Annotated in this window: 8 protein-coding genes; 4 read left to right on the top strand and 4 right to left on the bottom strand. The window is 45.0% G+C overall.

Going from position 1 to position 18,933, the window contains the following annotated elements; translation table 11 throughout:
• Window positions 1-142: 142 nt before the first annotated feature.
• The gene (locus tag MC7420_RS22780; protein ID WP_006103168.1) at window positions 143-2,803 is read left to right on the top strand and encodes a CHAT domain-containing protein; all 2,661 of its coding nucleotides are present in this window, start codon (window positions 143-145) and stop codon (window positions 2,801-2,803) included.
• Between the two features lie 209 nt (window positions 2,804-3,012).
• On the opposite strand, the gene MC7420_RS22775 is transcribed toward MC7420_RS22780, so the two are convergent.
• The 4 genes from MC7420_RS22775 to lipA form a co-directional block, all read right to left on the bottom strand.
• On the bottom strand, window positions 3,013-7,131 hold the full coding sequence (locus MC7420_RS22775; protein WP_006103290.1) for a TIR domain-containing protein: 4,119 nt from the start codon (window positions 7,129-7,131) through the stop codon (window positions 3,013-3,015).
• 213 nt (window positions 7,132-7,344) lie between these two features.
• Window positions 7,345-8,949: an apolipoprotein N-acyltransferase gene (gene lnt / locus MC7420_RS22770; RefSeq protein ID WP_006103315.1), complete on the bottom strand. Its 1,605-nt coding sequence runs from the start codon at window positions 8,947-8,949 to the stop codon at window positions 7,345-7,347.
• Between the two features lie 452 nt (window positions 8,950-9,401).
• Complete coding sequence (locus tag MC7420_RS22765; RefSeq protein ID WP_006103140.1) at window positions 9,402-9,773, bottom strand: hypothetical protein; 372 nt, start codon at window positions 9,771-9,773, stop codon at window positions 9,402-9,404.
• Window positions 9,774-9,956: 183 nt separating this feature from the next.
• Entirely contained in the window at window positions 9,957-10,886 is a 930-nt protein-coding gene (gene lipA, locus MC7420_RS22760) for a lipoyl synthase (protein WP_006103160.1), read from the bottom strand.
• 301 nt (window positions 10,887-11,187) lie between these two features.
• On the opposite strand from lipA, the gene MC7420_RS22755 reads away from it, so the two are divergent.
• From MC7420_RS22755 to MC7420_RS22745, 3 genes are all read left to right on the top strand, one after another.
• Entirely contained in the window at window positions 11,188-11,742 is a 555-nt protein-coding gene (locus tag MC7420_RS22755; protein ID WP_044209033.1) for a response regulator, read from the top strand.
• A 36-nt stretch (window positions 11,743-11,778) separates the two neighbouring features.
• On the top strand, window positions 11,779-12,552 hold the full coding sequence (locus tag MC7420_RS22750) for a tryptophan-rich sensory protein (protein WP_006103296.1): 774 nt from the start codon (window positions 11,779-11,781) through the stop codon (window positions 12,550-12,552).
• Between the two features lie 179 nt (window positions 12,553-12,731).
• Window positions 12,732-18,731: a CARDB domain-containing protein gene (locus MC7420_RS22745; RefSeq protein WP_006103277.1), complete on the top strand. Its 6,000-nt coding sequence runs from the start codon at window positions 12,732-12,734 to the stop codon at window positions 18,729-18,731.
• The last annotated feature ends 202 nt before the right edge of the window (window positions 18,732-18,933 follow it).

Here is an 18,933-nt window from a genome sequence, read left to right as displayed (position 1 = left end):
AATAAATAAGGGGGTGACTTACTTAGATTTAGTATTAGCAATACCCCTCACCCCCAACCCCTCTCCCACTCTGGGGAGAGGGGAGCAAGAATAAACAATGTCGTACCCCTATAACATAATAATCTTGTTGGGATAAAATAGTATGAAAAACAAATGGTATCGACCTGTTCGTATTAAAAGCTTTAGCGCCCTAGTTCGTAGTAAGCGCTTTAGCGCCATAAAACAAGGCATCTCATGGCTAGTCTTAGCCAGCATCACCGCCATTTTATGTATAGTCATTTCCCCCGTATCCGCAACCGGAATCGGACAACCCGAACCCCAACCCGCAGCCATTGAGACAACAACCGCTAACTCCTCCCCGGAAGCCTGGGTCAAACAAGGGAAAACCTTCTACGAAACAGGTCAATATGTTAACGCTGTAGAACTCCTGGAAAAAGCTGCCCAAGCCTATCAAACCCAAGGCGATACCCTTAAGCAAGCCACAGTCCTGAGTAATCTCGCCTTAGCCTATCACCAACTCAGCTTATGGTCCGAGGCAAATGACGCCATTGCCCAAAGCTTAACCCTGCTGCAACCTGAATCTAACCGCAACCTATCTACCCATCACCTCAACGTCTTAGCCCAAAGCCTAACAATTCAGGGGAGTTTACAACTGAATCAGGGACAAGCCGAATCAGCCCTAGCCACCTGGAAACAAGCCACCGCCCTGTACAATCAGTTAGGCGATAAAACTGGTGAACTTAAAAGCCAAATTAATCAGGCGCAAGCCATGCAAGCCCTGGGATTTCATCGACGGGCATTACAGTTACTCAAACAAGTCAGACAAACCCTCGACAATCAACCCGATTCCCTCACCAAAGCCGTCGGCTTGCGATCGCTCGGGGAAGTGTTACAATTCGTAAACGACTTGCCCCAAGCCCGTCAGGTATTAGACGAAAGTTTACAAATTGCCCGCCAGTTAGAATCCCCCTCTGATATCAGCGCCGCCTTATTCAGTCTTGCCAATACCACCCGTCAACAGCAGCAAGTTGAAGCCGCCCTGGATTTCTATGAACAAGCGATAACCGCAGCCCCATCTCCCTTTATCCAATTACGGGCAAAACTCAATCAACTCAGCTTACTTATTGAAACCGGAAATCACCAACAAGCGCAAACCTTAGTCCCGCAAATTCACAGCCAACTCAACCGTTTACCCCTTTCAGATCAAGCGATTACATCTCGAATTAATTTTGCCGAAAGTCTAATCAAATTAGTAGAGACGCGCCATGGTGCGTCTCTACACCAAGACATTGCCCAAATCCTAACAACAGCTATCCAGCAGGCGGAAACCCTGGAAGATAAACGCCTCCACGCCTATGCATTAGGAACTCTGGGACATCTCTACGAACAAACCAATCAACTGCAACCCGCCCAAGAATTAACCCAAAAAGCTTTAATTCAAACCCAAGCAATTGAAGCCTGGGATAGTCTGTATCCTTGGCAATGGCAATTAGGGCGCTTACTCAAACAGCAAGGCGATATTCAAGGGGCAATTGCCGCCTATCAAGGGGCGGTGGATACACTGCAATCCCTGCGTAGCGATTTAGTTGCGGTTAATTCTAATGTTCAGTATTCCTTCCGGGAACAGGTTGAACCCATCTACCGGGAGTTAGTCGAACTGCTATTACCAAAAGATGAAACTCAAGTGAGTCCAGAACAACTCGAACAAGCCCGTCAGGTGATTGAATTACTCCAAGTTGCCGAATTGGATAACTTCTTTCAAGCGGATTGTATCACGGCTCAACCTGTAAATATTGATACGATTGACCAAGAAGCTGCCGTACTTTACCCGATTATCCTATCTGATCGCTTGGAAATCATTGTTCATTTACCCAATCAACCCTTACGCCGTTACACCACCTTTGTCTCCAAAACTGAATTAGAAAGCACATTAGAGGACTTACGTCAAGGCTTAACCCAGCGTACCAGCTTACGATTTCTCCCCCTCGCCCGGAAAGTCTATGACTGGATTATCAAACCCGCCGCCGCCGATTTAGCCCAAAGTGAGGTAAAAACCCTAGTCTTTGTATTGAATGGCACGCTGCGGAATATCCCGATGGCGGCGTTACACGACGGGGATCAATTCTTACTGCAAAACTATGCGATCGCGCTGACTCCAGGGTTAGAATTGTTAGAGTCCACACCGCTTACCGAACAAAAGCTTGAAGTGTTAACGGCTGGACTTTCCGAATCCCGCCTAGACTTTTCCGCCCTCCCCAATGTAAAAATCGAACTCCAACAAATTCAATCGTTTATGCCAGGGAAATTGTTACTCAATCAGGAGTTTACCAAATCCACATTAGAAAATACGATGGGTAACGTATCATTTCCCGTTGTCCACCTCGCCACCCACGGTCAGTTTAGTTCAGAAGCTGAGGGAACCTTTATTATTACGTGGGATGATAAGCTGAATGTGAATGAATTGAGTTCCTTGCTCAAAACCACGGATTTGCGTCGCACCAATCCCATTGAATTACTGGTACTCAGTGCCTGTGAAACCGCCAAAGGCGATGATCACGCTGCATTGGGATTAGCTGGTGTCGCCGTGAGAGCGGGGGCGAGGAGTACGATAGCCACATTGTGGTTAGTGGATGACGCGACGACGGCGGATCTGATGGTGAAATTTTATCAGGTACTCACTGAGGATAAAGTGAGTAAGGCTGAAGCCCTGCGTCGCGCTCAATTACTGATTTTACAAGATCCAAAATATCGGAAACATCCCTATTTCTGGACACCGTTTGTATTAGTTGGCAATTGGGTTTAACGGTTGTCTGGGTGGGTTTTACGATATTGAATTTGTCGAATTTGACCAAACAATAGCGCTACAAGCCGCTCAAATCCGAGCCACATATAATCTGCAATTGCTTGATTGTATCCCAGCCAGATCCCCGACTTCTTCAAGAAGTCGGGGATCTTTGTACCTCATAATACAGCACGGCTTCACAGGACAACTCAAAACCTAATACCTAATACCTAATTATCGCAGAGATGCTTATCATTCTCTGGGGCATTGTACTTCAGATAATCCCCCACCCAATCACAAGCATCCTGCATGAGTGAATCTAGAGTTAAATCTTCCAAATTCCACAGAATCACGGTATTATCAGCACTGGCAGAGGCAAGCATCTTGTCATCAGGGCTGAATGCTACGCTAAAGACCAAATTAGTATGCCCTTCAAGGGTTTGCATAATTTGACCCTTTTTGTTCCAGAGTTTGACGGTTTTGTCCCAACTACCAGAGGCAATTGTCTCTCCATCGGGGCTGAAACTGACGTCATAGACTGGCTTACTGTGTCCCTTGATGATTTTGGCTCTCTTGTGATCAACGCTCCAGAGTTTAACAGTTGTGTCCTCACCCGCAGAGGCAATGGTCTGACCGCTGGGGCTGAAACTGATGCTATAGACTTTATCATTGTCTTGGAGACTGTTAAGTTCCTTCCCATTAACGCTCCAGAGTTTGATAGTTTTGTCGTCACTGGCAGAGGCAAGCATCTTACCATCAGGGCTGAAACTGACACTATTGACGTCATTGTTATGCCCTGTGAGGGTAAGTTGTAAGATCGCTTTGTCCCGATTCCAGAGTCTGACCGTTTTGTCCCAACTCGTAGAGGCAATTGTCTTGCTATCAGGGCTAAAACTAAGGCTCCTGACCAGATCACTATGCCCAGTGAGGGTATTGAGTTGTCTTCCATCAACGCTCCAGAGTTTGATGGTTTTGTCAGCACTGGCAGAAGCAAGGGTCTGACCGTCGAGACTCCAAACTACGCTCCTGACCAGATCACTATGCCCAGTGAGGGTATTGAGTTGTCTTCCATCAACGCTCCAAAGTTTGATGGTTTTGTCAGCACTGGTAGAGGCAATCGTCTTGCCATCGGGGCTAAAACTGACATGATTGACCGTATTGGTATGTCCCTTAAGGGTTTTGAGTTGTTTACCGCCAAAGTTCCAGAGTCTGATGGTTTGATCTAAACTAGCAGAGGCAATCGTCTGACCGTCAGGGCTGAAACTGACACTATTGACTTGATCTTCATGTCCCTTAAGGGTAAGTTCTGGGATGGCGTTATCCCGATTCCAGAGTCTGACGGTTTGGTCTAAACTAGCAGAGGCAATCGTCTGACCGTCAGGGCTGAAACTGACACTATTGACTGGCTGGTTATGCCCTTTGAAGGTTTTGAGTACCTTGCCATCACGGCTCCAGAGCTTAACGGTGTTGTCACCACTAGCAGAGGCAATCGTCTGACCGTCAGGGCTGAAACTGACGCTATAAACGGCGTTGTTATGCCCCTGGAAGGTTTTGAGTAGCTTGCCATCACGACTCCAGAGTCTGACGGTTTCGTCCTCACTAGCAGAGGCAATCGTCTGACCGTCAGGGCTGAAACTGACGCTATAAACGGCGTTGTTATGCCCCTGAAAGGTTTTGAGTAGCTTGCCATCACGACTCCAGAGTCTGACGGTTTCGTCCTCACTAGCAGTGGCAAGGAACTGACCATCGGGACTCCAATCTATGCTCTTTACCTGATGGTTATGTCCGTTGAGGGTTGCGAGTTCTTTACCATCGAGACTCCAAAGTTTGGCAGTCTGATCGTTACTAGCGGTGGCAATTGTCTGACCATTAGGACTCCAAGCTACGCTATTAACCTGCCTGTTGTGTCCGTTGAGGGTTGCGAGTTCCCTACCATCGAGGCTCCAGAGTTTGACTGTTCTATCCCCACTCGCCGAGGCAACCATTTTGCTATCGGGACTGAAGCGGACGCCCCAGACACCATATTTATGCCCTACCAAGCGATTTCTTTCTCTGAATCCGTATTGATAAACAACCTGCTGCAATGCGGTCAAAACATGATTCCGGGTTTCTGGCTGTACCGGGATGACTCGCCGTTCTTGCAGCGATTTACCTGCCCGAATCGCTTCAATCAGAGCGTCAAGCTTTTGATCTGTCTTAGAGAGTAGCAATGAAAAGCGGCTCACCGAACTGATTTGACTGTCTTGAAATAGTTCTCTCTGAACCCAAACCACCCCGGCTGCGCCAACAAGAGCCATAAATGTTATACCGATTGCGATAAAAAAGTACTTTTGTCGTCTGGCACTTTTTTTCTGTTCTACCAATCGTGCTTCCGCTTCCTTCATCCGCTCCTCCTGCAAACGCAGCATTTCGGCTTGTCGGCGTTTTTCTGCTTCCTTTGCTGCTGCGATCGCGTTTTGACTTGCCTGAATAAATGCCTTCTGCAATAGAGTCGCCGTCGGCTTTTTCTTTTGTTGCTCTGTTTCCTGTAACCAATTCTCGGCAACGGCAAATTCACTCCCTCGCAACAACAAATCAGCACTTTTACCTTTCTGCTGCCACTCCAACGCCCGCTGTAACCATTTGCTATGACTGTGAACGTGTTCTCTATCCGTATCGAGAGTTCTCACCAATTGGTTGAAATTAGCATTAAAATCTCGCTGATTCTGATTAAAATCAATCCACTGTACCTTGGCTAATTCCGGATGCAATTCTGCCGTGTTTACTGGCTGATGCAACACCGTCACGAAGCGTTTATTCAACTTCGCCGCATATTCCACTTCATCCGCACAATAAGGAGAATTCACAGAACGCGGTGAGAGAATAAATAGAAAATTGTCACAAACGCGAATTCCCCGATAAATCTCCTCTTGGAAATCACTCCCCGATGCAATACTTTCCTGATCAAACCATGTCGTTTTTCCTTGCATCTGTAATGCATCATTCAGCATTCGAGCAAAATCTGAATCCGCACGGGAATAGGATATAAACACATCCAGCGACTCTAATGGCGGTTGTCGCAGACTTTCAGCAATGAATTCTTCCTGCAACGGTGTGGGTGGATGCTGGGTTCGTTTCTGCGCTACCTTTAACCACGCCTCCGCACTGTGCAGATTATACCCTCGCAACAGAATGCTGGGATTCTTTTGCTGCTGTTGCCACTTCAGCGATTTAGTGAGTAGAATTTTATGCTCATTATAGTAAGCCGCATCTTGATGCAACGTCTTCAACAGTTGGCTTTCATCAAGCAGGTAATCATCCTCTTTTACATTATCCGTGAGGTCAATATACTGCAAATCCCGCAGTCCAGTTGGCACTTGATTGGGTTCAATTTCGCGCACCAACACCGGAATAATTCGCTTGTGTAGTGACAAGGCTAAGTCTAATTCTTGCTGACAATAGGTCGAATTTACTGACTCAGGTGAGAGCAACAAAACTAAGTTATCCGCTTGTTCAATTCCCCGCTTAATCGCCTCCTCAAAAGCTTCCCCAGTTTGAATATCGCTTGTATTCGTCCAAACGGTAATACTTTCCTGCCTCAAACTGTTGCGAATCCTCTCCATCGTTGTCCTATCTTCATCGGCATACGACAGGAACACCTGAGTCATCAAGTTATTAGCATTTTTGATGCTTTCAGTGATGTATTCACAATGCAAATTCGTCGGCGTACAAGGCGGCTGTTCATCTTTAAACCGGATCTTGAGCCAAGCTTCTGCCTGCTTTTTTTCTTCCCCCGTTAACAGATAATTAGTTTGTTTTTTATTCCGCTCCCACTCCAATGCTTTGAGTAAAAACCGAGTATGCTTCTCCACATAATCGTGATGAGAGCGGAGTAACTTAACTAAGTCAGCGAAAGATTTTTCAAAATCGTCTATCCCCTCTTGGAAATACACCCAGTTCAGCTTTTGAATCGTTGGGTGCATATTCTGATAGCTCTCGTGTAACCCCTTAGCTTTGTAAGCTTCCCACTCTTCCGGCGTACCATTGGGATTTCGTTGCTGCCAGGTTTCCGGGCTAATTTGCATCAGATGTAACAAGGGAATGATGCGTTTATTCAGTTTAATCGCTAATTCGATTTCTTTGAGACAATAGGGCGAATTGACCGAATGAGGCGCGATAATGAACAGAAAGTGGCTCGCTTTCTCAATCCCATCATCAATTTGATTCTGGAAATCGACGGCTAAGGGAATATCATTGAAGTCAAACCAGACTTTAAACCCTTGTTCATCCAAACGAGCTTGCAGTTTTTGGGCAAAGGCTTTACTATCCGCTCGTCCGTAAGAAATGAAAGCATCAAAGAATGTCGTCATTGTCAGGTAGCTGCACAACGCCAAGACTAAGGAATTGAGACTTATAAATCTCTACATTTTGGTCGATGAATCTACTATAGCAATTCTTTCTCTTGTGTCACTAGATCAGATCAGCTATCCTAAGTGAGTAAGGATTTAGGGGCAACATCCAGTTTGTAGTGAGGACTTTAGTCCTCTTGCCAGGGGCGAATCAAGCGCCTACTACAAACAAGATTAGCGACTCACGATAAACGCTAAAATTGCTAATCCTATTAATGTTGGCGTTAACCAATTACCCCAGCGTACATACAGCGTCTGGGTTTGTCGCCGATAAACTGTAGCCGCATGAATCTGGTAAGTATTAATCCCAGAAAGCCATAAGGTTCTCCCGTGAGGATCGACAATGCCAGAATAGCCTGTATTCGTTGCCCGTACTGCCCACCGATCTGTCTCAATAGCACGCATCACATCTTGGGCGTGGTGTTGGGCGGGCATGGTTTCACTATAATGAGCATTATTGGAAGCACTGAGAATAAACTCACCGCCCCTAGCGGCTTGATGGCGGAAATGATAGGCAAACGCTGACTCATAACAAATCCCCGCGATCGCACGACCAAACGGTGTGTCAAACTGTTGGTTGGGTTGACCTGCGGCTAAGTGGGCATCTAAGGGGGAAAGGCGATCAATTAAACTACCCAATAGTTCCTCAAAGGGAATATATTCGCCTAACGGGACGAGAATCACTTTGTTATAGCGGCTGATGGTTTCCCCTGTACCTGTAATCGTAAATAAACTATTCGTCAGGCTATCTCCTTTTTCACCAAACGCCCCCAGCCAAAGCAGTACACCTTTGTCTAAAATAGCCTCTTTAAAGCGATCGAGTTTGTATTGATAAAAGGGAACGGGTGAGCGAAATTGGTTAACCTGTTCATCCCAGATAAATGGCAAAGCCGTTTCCGGTGTTAGGACAGCTTCTACTCCTTCATCCGCTAACGCTTTGTAACCATTGGTATAATTTTCAATTGCCCGACTCAAACCATCTTGGTAAAGTTTAATTGTGTTAGGAATATTCCCTTGAATAATACCAACCTTGAAGGCGGCTTGAGTTGGTTGAATCAGCGGACGACTGTAGAGTCCCAAACCAATCAGATGGAACCCGATGAGTAGTCCTAAAGCTAGGATAAATTTCTGCTTGGCATTAGATCCAGTGACTCGTTTGTTTTGATTAGAGAAATAACTAATTCCCGCTTCCGCGATTAACCCATTCACCGCGACAACGGCGGCGGTTACTGTAAACGGACCCGAAATCTGACCCAGGTGTAAAATCAATAAATTATGGGGACTTTGGGTATAAGCCAGAGATGTCCAATTGAGATCTCCTAAAGTCCAGAAGGCTTCTAAACCACACCAGAGGGCAATTCCAACTAAGACGCGAGTAACTGTCCTAAACTTTGCACCTTGACGATTTAAGAGTGAATTGAACGCCGTCATACCCACCGCCCACAGCACCACCAGAATCGTCCCCCAGAGGGTAATAAACACCCAGCAAAAAAGCGCGATCGCTAAACTGGCTAACCAGGGTACTCCCATCCAATCCATGGGATGAACACCTGTAATCCAAAATAGGGCTAACCCTTGATAACCAATCCCCCAGCAGAAACCATATAAAGCCGTCTGGCGCAGACTTTGACGGGTGACGACTAAGAACCATAAAGGCACTAAAGCAATCCACGCCAAAGACCAGGCTTCTACAGGGGATGGAGTTAATCCCATGAGGATACCACCCAGCAGGGATAATAAGATAGGAGACGCTTGCCAAAGTTGCTTAGGAATTTGCATAGTGACAAAGGACTTAAGGGGAATGTCGCTGACTTCAGCCCTCAACTAAAGTTGGGGCTAAAAGCACCAAACCCGTTGAAACGGGTTCAAAGAGTTAATTCATTTATTTCCAGGCTAAGCTGTCATGCATTTAAATTGGGTATTAGTAGCGAGCAAGATGCAAAGCCTGCGGCATGGCTTCGCTAAAGCCTGCGGCATGGCTTCGCTAAACGCACTACAAGGCTTTCGCCGTTATTGATATTAAGGTTTAAATACCGAACAGCTTACCCAAGAGAATAGGCTAGTAGACTTGAGAAACCAGGAACATTTCTCACCGTACTAGCCCAGATTAGTTGTTTGTGTTGGAGTTGTTTCTTAATTGTCTTCTATTTTTTACGGCTATGACATCGGCAATAGTTATCAAATAATTTTGCGCGACTTTGCGGATGTCATTTGAGAATAGTTATGACTAATTATTCCCTAAGCGGCACTTGTAACTTGAGTCGCTGAACATCTCCCTCTTCTCCCACAGCCGGAAATAGGTCAAGGGGATCACCAGAGTTGAGGGTATCTCCAACGACAATTCGTAGGCGATCGCTAATGGCAAAGCTTGAATCTGTAGAATTCACTCCTGCTGCATCTGGAGCAATGGGCGAGTTGGTATTGAAGAAAGAACGGTAATCCTTGGATAGACTGCGACGTTGTACAGTCCGCAGGGATTCACCGGATAACGTAACCGAATTGTCATTAGCGCTAAACGGTGAGTCTGACTGAGCTTGGGCAAGGGGGACTAAGCCAAAGACCGCAGTAGTGATGCTTAAAACAACAAGTGTGTGGCGTCTCATGAGCGCTCTCCCTGGTTTTATAGTGTTGAAAACTTGCTACTGTTGAGACTGATTATACTTTTCAGCATACCAAGAGTTTGCCGATAAATTTACAATGGGATTAATTTTTTATTGATTTGTTGACCAAATTTGTTACCCAGTTTACCATCTACACGCTGGGTAATAATCAATAGCTCATTCTGGTCATTCACCCGCATGGTAGGAACTGCGAACCAAGGGACCCGAACGGACATGAGTGAAACCCATGTCTTTGGCGATCGCACCCAGTCGCTCAAATTCCTCAGGAGTCCAATAGCGTTGCACTCTCAGGTGTTCCAGGGAGGGACGCATATATTGCCCTAGAGTGAGGCGATCGCATTCAGCACGGCGTAAATCCTCCATGGCTTCGATCACCTCCGCTTCCGTCTCACCATGTCCTACCATTAATCCTGACTTGGTGGGAATTGTCGGGTCAAGGGCTTTGACGATACGGAGAACATCCAGCGATCGCTCATATTGGGCACCCCGGCGCACTTGTCCTTGCAATCGTTTTACGGTTTCAATATTGTGGTTATAACAAGCCGGACGCGCCTGAACCACCGTTTTCACCCGTTGACGCTGCAACTCGGTTGGCGTTTGATTCTCCTTACCTCTCCCGCCCCAAAAATCTGCTGTTAGTACCTCAATTTGGGTCTCTGGATTCAGTCGCCGGATGGCATCCATTGTGGCAACAAACCAACCCGCACCCTGATCGGGTAAATCATCTCGCGCCACTGATGTCAGTACCACATACCGCAATCCCAATAACTGAACCGATTCGGCAATTTTCTGGGGTTCTTCGGGATCAAGGGGCATCGGAGAATGACCCTTATCCACTTGACAAAATGCACAAGCACGGGTACAGGTTGGACCCATCAGCAAAAAGGTCGCCGTTTTATGGGCATAACACTCTCCGCGATTAGGACAGCGCCCCTCTTCACAGATCGTGTGAATTTGCCGTTGTTTCACAATGCGCTGCACCGTGGAGATCTCACTGGCGTTACCAATGGGGCGTCGTAACCAACTGGGTAGGGCAGCAATTTCCTCTCGCCAACGGTTTTTAGCAGACAGATTGGGTTGAGTCGGCAAATCCATAATAATTGTGGTGAGCTATCAGCAACGGTGTTACTCTGTACGATACAAATGGTAAAGCATTTTACTCGGACTCTGATTTGATCCGGGTTTTGCTCTCAACCAACCAAGCAGATTAATCTAGAATCATGGACATAAGTGCTTTTGGGTTCGATCTCCAAACAGCAGAAGAGTTACAGGTGTCAGTCAGTCATCCGTTGTTTTCCCGAAAACAGACTCTGTGAGGTCTGTCTGAGTGGAGTTATGGGGTCTGGTCTACCTGGGCTGAAGACGTTTTTCTTTTATCTCTCCAAAGGAGTCAGTCGTGGCAAGCCATAAAATATTAGTTATTGATGACAGTAGAGTCATCCGGATGCGTGTTAAAGAAATGTTGCCGCCCGGTAACTTTGAAGTGTTAGAAGCCAAAGATGGTATTGAAGGTCTTAATCAGATCCGCCAGGAGCATCCCAACCTAATTATGTTAGATTTTCTGCTGCCTAAAATGAGTGGTTGGGATGTTTTTCAACACATTCAAAGTGATGGTACTCTCCAGAGCATTCCTTTAGTATTAATGTCAGGTCGTAAGGAAGAAGTAACGGAGAAGATACCGGAGCCGTTTAAGTATTTTGCCTTCGTCGAAAAGCCCTTTGAAAAGAAACAACTGGTTGATGCGATTAAGGAAGCAATGGCGAAGGCGAAAAAACGCCCCGTTATGGCTCCGCCCCCCAAAGAAGAAGCCCCTGCGGGTGAAGATCCTGGTGTTTCATCAGACGAAGTTCAAGCATTAAATGCAAAAATTGAACATTTACAGTCAGAAGTTGATGGGTTGAAAAAACAAATGGGACAACTCGTTTCATTTATTAAGCAAAAACTCAAGTGACCTTCAGCATAACCGAGATTTGAACTCGGTGAGACTATGAAACGGCTCAATTCCTATTTAAACTCAGAGCGCCTCCGGCAAGTTCTCACATTGAGTGCGATCCTTGCCGCTTTTGGCATTAATGTCTGGGCAAATATCGCGCCGATTGGTGGACTAACAATCGGCGAAATCTCCAATACTCTCTTTGGGGAAATTAAGATTATCCCAGCCAGCTATGCTTTTGCTATATGGGGAATCATTTATCTGGGTTTGATTAGTCTGGGGATCTATCAGGTATTGCCTAACCAGCGGCAAAATACTTATCTGCGTCAGATGGGCTATGGTTTAGTGCTGGCGAGTGTTGCCCAGATTGTTTGGGTATTTCTGTTCCAGTATCGCCAGTTTGCGCTGTCGCTGGTGGCGATGCTGGGAATTTTACTGCCACTGATTCGAGTGTATTGGCGGTTGGGTATTGGTTCTGTCAGGGTGTCTCGGAAAGAGAAATGGTACATTCACATTCCCGTGAGTATCTATTTGGCGTGGATTAGTGTAGCCACAATTCTGAATGTGGCAATTGTACTCTATGACTTTGGCTGGAATGGATGGGGGATTGACCCCTCGGTTTGGACGGCAATTGTCCTACTTGTCGGGGCGGCGATTACAGCAACGGTGATTATTCAGCGATCGGATATTGCCTATCCTCTAGTGATTGCTTGGGCTTATGGTGCGATCGCGGTGCGTCATACGGATACCCTGATGATTTCCGGAGTCGCTGGGGGATTCGCGATCGCGTTTATTCTATTCACTGGGTTGAAACGTTACCGCGACTGACAGATAGGGGATTATTTTTAGCTGTTTAATGTCAATTTGTCAATAAAAAATAAACTTTTGTAAAAGGTAAATTTTCATACAAAAAACTGCATAAGGGTCAACTCCTGAGAGACACAAGAGGGCAGAGAGGTCAAAATCTGACATCTGCACACAATTTTCACTACAGAGGAGAGACTCTTATGGCATCTCACGACAAATCCTTCTCCACCTCCACCGAATTAGCTCTGATGTTTGGTAATTTCTTTGGTGTAGCAGAAGCTGATAATTTATCTATTGACACGGATAGTTCAGGTACAGCAACTGAGAATTTTGCTCAGACACCTCAAGCCAACATCGTTTCAGGTAGGCAGACAAGCTTAGAATTCACTGACAACAGGACTCAACAGGCAGAATCAACGACAACGCCAAATCTGTTAGCCGCTCAGACTCCAACCTCTACAATCAACGTTAACTATAACGGTTTTTCCACCCAAGCTCAAGCGGCATTTGAATACGCGGTTGATATCTGGGAAAACCTGATTGTTTCGCCAGTGCCGATTGAAGTTGAAGCCAATTGGATTCCTTTAGGGACAGGTACTCTTGGTTCTGCTGGAGCAAATGATTATTACAGCAACTTTACCAATGCTGCCTACGCCGATACCTGGTATCCCATCGCCCTCGCCAATAGTCTGGCTGGCTTCGATTTAGATACCACTGCCCATGATATTAATGCTAATTTCAATAGCAATAAATCGAACTGGTATTTTGGCACCGATGGCAATACACCAGCAGGAAAGACTGATTTTGTTTCTGTTGTCTTGCATGAGTTAGGTCATGGCTTGGGGTTTCTGGGTAGCATGGATTATGACTCCAACACTGAACAAGGGAGTTGGTGGAGCCAACCCTTAATTTACGATCACTTTACGGTGAATGGTTCGGGTCAAAAACTTATCGATACATTTCCGAATAACTCTGTTGCTCTAGGCGCTCAACTCACCAGTGATAACCTGTTCTTTAATGGGAGTAATGCGGTTGCTGCCAATGGTGGCACGAATCCTAAGCTGTACGCTCCGAGTACATGGGACTCTGGTTCTAGCTATGCCCACTTGGATGAAGCGATTTATGAAAGTGGAAATTCTAATGCTTTGATGACACCTCAAATTAGTACAGGAGAGGCGCACCATGATCCGGGTGCGGTAACATTAGGAATCTTTGAGGATTTAGGTTGGGTTATCAATTTAGCTGATTTGTGGGGGTGGGGCTTTAATGTCACTCCACAAGCCCTCGATGCGGGTGATAGTTTCAATATTGATTTTGACATTACCAATACGGGGAGTAGCGCGGGTGCTTTTGATGTTTCCTTCTACCTTTCCAGTAATAACTACATCAGCACTGTAGATCATCTGTTAGGTAGTACCACGATTAATGGGTTAGCTGGGAACAGTACACGCTCCTTTACCACTAGCTTAAACTTGCCCAGTGTTAATCATTCCTTCTGGAATGGAAATGGCACATACTACATCGGGATGACGGTTGATTCTGGTTCAGATGTTACGGAAGTCTATGAAACCAATAACTCAAATGTCGGCTTTTTGTTCGACTACGATTATGTAGCCATCAATAATACTCAATTAGCTGACTTATCCGGTTCAGATTTTGATATCACTCCACAATCCCTGGATGCGGGTGATAGTTTCGACATTGATTTTGACATTACCAATACAGGGAGTAGCGCGGGTGCTTTTGATGTTTCCTTCTACCTTTCCAGTAATAACTACATCAGCACCATGGATCATCTGTTATATAGTGGCACGATTAATGGGTTAGCTGGGAACAGTACAGGCTCGTTTACCACTAGCTTAAACTTACCTGGTGTTAATCATTCCTTCTGGAATGGAGATGGTACATACTATATCGGGATGCTGGTGGATTCGGGAGCAGATGTTACGGAAGTCAATGAAACCAATAATTCTAATTTCGGCTTTTTGTTCGACTATGATGATGTAGTCATCAATAATACTCAATTAGCTGACTTATCCGGTTCAGATTTTGATATTACTCCACAATCCCTGGATGCGGGTGATAGTTTTGACATTGATTTTGACATTACCAACACGGGGAGTAGCGCGGGTGCTTTTGATGTGTCTTTCTATCTCTCCAGTGATAACACGATTAGCACCACGGATCATTTATTAGACAGTACCACAATTAATGGGTTAGCTGGAAACAGTACAGGCTCCTTTATCACTAGCTTAAACTTACCTGATGTTAATCATTCCTTCTGGAATGGAGATGGCACATACTACATCGGGATGCTGGTGGATTCGGGAGCAGATGTTACCGAAACGAATGAAAATAATAACTCAAATGTCGGCTTTTTGTTCGATTATGATGATGTAGTCATCAATAATACCCAATTAGCTGACTTATCCGGGTCGGATTTTGATGTCACCTCAGAACCTCTGGATGCCGGTGATAGTTTTGACATTGATTTTGACATTACCAATACAGGGAGTAGCGCGGGTGCTTTTGATGTTTCCTTCTACCTTTCCAGCAATAACACGATTAGCACTGTTGATCATTTGTTAGGTAGTGCCACAATTAATGGGTTAGCCGGGAACAGCACAGGTTCCTTTACCACTAGCTTAAACTTGCCCGGAGTTAATCATTCCTTCTGGGATTTATATGGAGATGATAGCTATTACATCGGGATGCGGGTTGATTCGGGTGCAGATGTTACCGAAACGAATGAAACCAATAACTCAAATGTCGGCTTTTTGTTCGATTATGATGATGTGGTCATCAACAATACTCAATTAGCTGATTTGTCAGGATCGGACTTTAATGTTAATCCAGAACCTCTGGATGCAGGTGATAGTTTCAACATTGATTTTGACATTACTAACACAGGTGGCAGTGCTGGTGCTTTTGATGTTTCTTTCTATCTTTCCAGTAATAACACGATTAGCACTGTTGATCATTTGTTAGGTAGTGCCACGATTAATGGTTTAGCTGGGAACAGTACGGGTTCCTTTACCACTAGCTTAAACTTGCCCGGAGTTAATCATTCCTTCTGGGATTTATATGGAGATGATAGCTATTACATCGGGATGCGGGTTGATTCGGGTGCAGATGTTACCGAAACGAATGAAACCAATAACTCAAATGTCGGCTTTTTGTTCGATTATGATGATGTAGCCATCAATAATACCCAATTAGCTGACTTATCCGGGGTGTATTTTGATGTCACCTCAGAACCTCTCGATGCAGGTGATAGTTTCGACATTGATTTTGACATTACTAACACGGGAAGTAGCGCGGGTGCTTTTGATGTTTCTTTCTATCTTTCCAGTAATAACACAATTAGCACCACGGATCATTTATTAGGTAGTACCACGATTAATGGTTTAGCTGGGAACAGCACAAGTTCTTTTGTCACCAGCCTAAGCTTACCCAGTGTTAATCATTCCTTCTGGGATTTATATGGCGATGATACCTATTACATCGGTATGAAGGTTGATTCTGGGTTAGATGTTACGGAAGTGAATGAAACCAATAACTCAAATGTTGGCTTTTTATTCGATTACGATGATGTAGTCATCAATAATACCCAATTAGCTGATTTGTCAGGGCTATATTTTGATGTCGCACCCGAACCCCTGGATGCGGGTGATAGTTTTGACATTGATTTTGACATTACCAATACGGGGAGTAGCGCTGGTGCGTTTGATGTTTCCTTCTATCTTTCCAGTAATAACACAATTAGCACCACGGATCATTTATTAGGTAGTGCCACGATTAATGGGTTAGCTGGGAACAGTACAGGTTCCTTTATCACTAGCTTAAACTTGCCCGGAGTTAATCATTCCTTCTGGAATGGAGATGGTACATACTATATCGGGATGGAAGTTGATTCTGGGTTAGATGTTACGGAAGTGAATGAAACCAATAACTCCAATGTTGGCTTTTTATTCGATTACGATGATGTAGTCATCAATAATACCCAATTAGCTGATTTGTCAGGGCTATATTTTGATGTCGCCCCCGAACCCCTGGATGCGGGTGATAGTTTTGACATTGATTTTGATATCACCAATACAGGGAGTAGCGCGGGTGCTTTTGATGTTTCCTTCTATCTTTCCAGTAATAACACAATTAGCACCACGGATCATTTATTAGGTAGTGCCACGATTAATGGGTTAGCTGGGAACAGTACAGGTTCCTTTATCACTAGCTTAAACTTGCCCGGAGTTAATCATTCCTTCTGGAATGGAGATGGTACATACTATATCGGGATGGAAGTTGATTCGGGGTCAGATGTTACGGAAGTCAATGAAACCAATAACTCAAATGTTGGCTTTTTATTCGATTACGATGATGTAGTCATCAATAATACCCAATTAGCTGACTTATCCGGGTCGGATTTTGATGTTAATCCAGAACCCCTGGATGCGGGTGATAGTTTTGACATTGATTTTGATATCACCAATACAGGGAGTAGCGCGGGTGCTTTTGATGTTTCCTTCTATCTTTCCAGTAATAACACAATTAGCACCACGGATTATTTGTTAGGTAGTACCACAATTAATGGGTTAGCCGGGAACAGTACGGGTTCCTTTACCACCAGCCTCAACTTGCCCGGAGTTAATCATTCCTTCTGGAATTTATATGGCGATGATACCTATTACATCGGTATGAAGGTTGATTCTGGGTTAGATGTTACGGAAGTGAATGAAACCAATAACTCAAATGTCGGCTTTTTGTTCGATTACGATGATGTAGCCATCAATAATACCCAAATCGCCAACCTGTCTGGACTGAATTTCAATGTCACCCCAGAACCGCTCAATGCTGGTGATAGTTTCGACATTGACTTGATGATTGAAAATAGTGGTGCAGCAGCGGCTGGTGTATTTGATGTATCCTTATATTTGTCCAGTGATAGTAATATTAGCAACTCAGATTTACTGCTGGATACAATCAGTTTCACTGGCTTGGCTGCCAATAGCAGTGGTACATTTACGAGCAACTTTATTCTCCCTGAAGCTAATGATGCGTTCTGGAGTGGAGATGGCAGCTACTATATCGGCATGATGGTTGATTCCGGTGATGATATCACGGAAACCATTGAAACCGATAATGCCAATGTTGGCTTGATGTTGGATAAGGATAATGTGGTCATCAATAACACCAAACTGGCGGATTTAGTTGGCGTAGACTTCAACTTAGTGCAGGAACCCTTAGCCGCTGGTGATAACTTCGATGTCAATTTTGAAGTGCAAAACCTGGAACTGTTTGCCGCCGGAGCGTTTGATGTTTCTTTCTACGTTTCTACCGATAATACTATCGACACGGCGGATCAATTCCTCGGTAGTACAACAATTAATGGTTTAGCGGGTAACAGCATTGGTGCTTATACTACGGGGTTAACTTTGCCAGGAATTAATGATTCTACCTGGAATGGTGATGGAATTTACTACATTGGTATGATCATTGATCAAGACGGAACACTTCCTGAAACTGATGAAACCAATAATTCCAATAATGGTCTATTTGTGGATTATGACAATGTGCTAATTTCCGATACTGAACTCATTGGTACCGATGACGATGATACCCTATTTGGCACTCCCGGTGATGATATTCTCTCTGGCTTGCGCGATGATGATGATTTAGTAGGCGGTGACGGCGATGATACCCTGTTTGGCGATCGCGGCGATGATAACCTGTTTGGTGAAGCCGGAAATGATATGCTATTTGGCGATCGCGGCGATGACTATCTCTTCGGCGGTACAGGGAATGATATTATCTATGGCGATCGCGGCGATGATCTGTTAATCGGTGTTGAACTCAATCTGGCAAATCCCGGTTTAGGGGAAGTGGATAGTCTTATCGGTGGCTTTGGTGCGGATGTGTTCCAACTTGGAGATGTATTCAGCGCTTATTACGATGATGCTGACGGAACAACCGATGGTTCTACCGATTACGCCCTAATTACTGATTTTGATATCAACCAAGATATCATCGAACTTCATGGCAGTGCGGCTGACTATCAACTCGCCACTGTTTCCCCCAGTTTACCATCAGGAATTGGCGTTTTCCTCCAGTCTTCTACACCATCAGGTCAAGATGAATTGATTGGTATTGTACAAGGTGAAAGCAGTCTGAGTTTAAATGATAGTTACTTTAGTTTTGTGTAACGACGATTGCTATAAAAGCAATTGCATTCAGACTGGATAACCTTACTTTTGGTCAGGATCTGGAAAACCTCTCTCCAAACCTCTCTCCTGCTCTTGAGAAGGCTTTGAATTCTCCCCCTTCCGTGCTATAAAAGCGAAGCATCCGCTATCCTCCGCCGTGAAAAAAAAGTGAAATCCTCTGTCCTCCCCGCATAACAAAAAG

This window comes from Coleofasciculus chthonoplastes PCC 7420, from assembly GCF_000155555.1.
GTDB lineage: Bacteria > Cyanobacteriota > Cyanobacteriia > Cyanobacteriales > Coleofasciculaceae > Coleofasciculus > Coleofasciculus chthonoplastes_A.
Note: the sequence above shows the minus strand (reverse complement) of the source record. Positions and strands in the feature narration are given on the sequence as shown.

Coding starts and splice junctions, on each gene's coding strand:
- MC7420_RS22780 (WP_006103168.1), top strand. CDS start 143: ATGAAAAACAAATGGTATCGACCTGTTCGTATTAAAAGCTTTAGCGCC.
- MC7420_RS22775 (WP_006103290.1), bottom strand. CDS start 7,131: ATGACGACATTCTTTGATGCTTTCATTTCTTACGGACGAGCGGATAGT.
- lnt (WP_006103315.1), bottom strand. CDS start 8,949: ATGCAAATTCCTAAGCAACTTTGGCAAGCGTCTCCTATCTTATTATCC.
- MC7420_RS22765 (WP_006103140.1), bottom strand. CDS start 9,773: ATGAGACGCCACACACTTGTTGTTTTAAGCATCACTACTGCGGTCTTT.
- lipA (WP_006103160.1), bottom strand. CDS start 10,886: ATGGATTTGCCGACTCAACCCAATCTGTCTGCTAAAAACCGTTGGCGA.
- MC7420_RS22750 (WP_006103296.1), top strand. CDS start 11,779: ATGAAACGGCTCAATTCCTATTTAAACTCAGAGCGCCTCCGGCAAGTT.
- MC7420_RS22745 (WP_006103277.1), top strand. CDS start 12,732: ATGGCATCTCACGACAAATCCTTCTCCACCTCCACCGAATTAGCTCTG.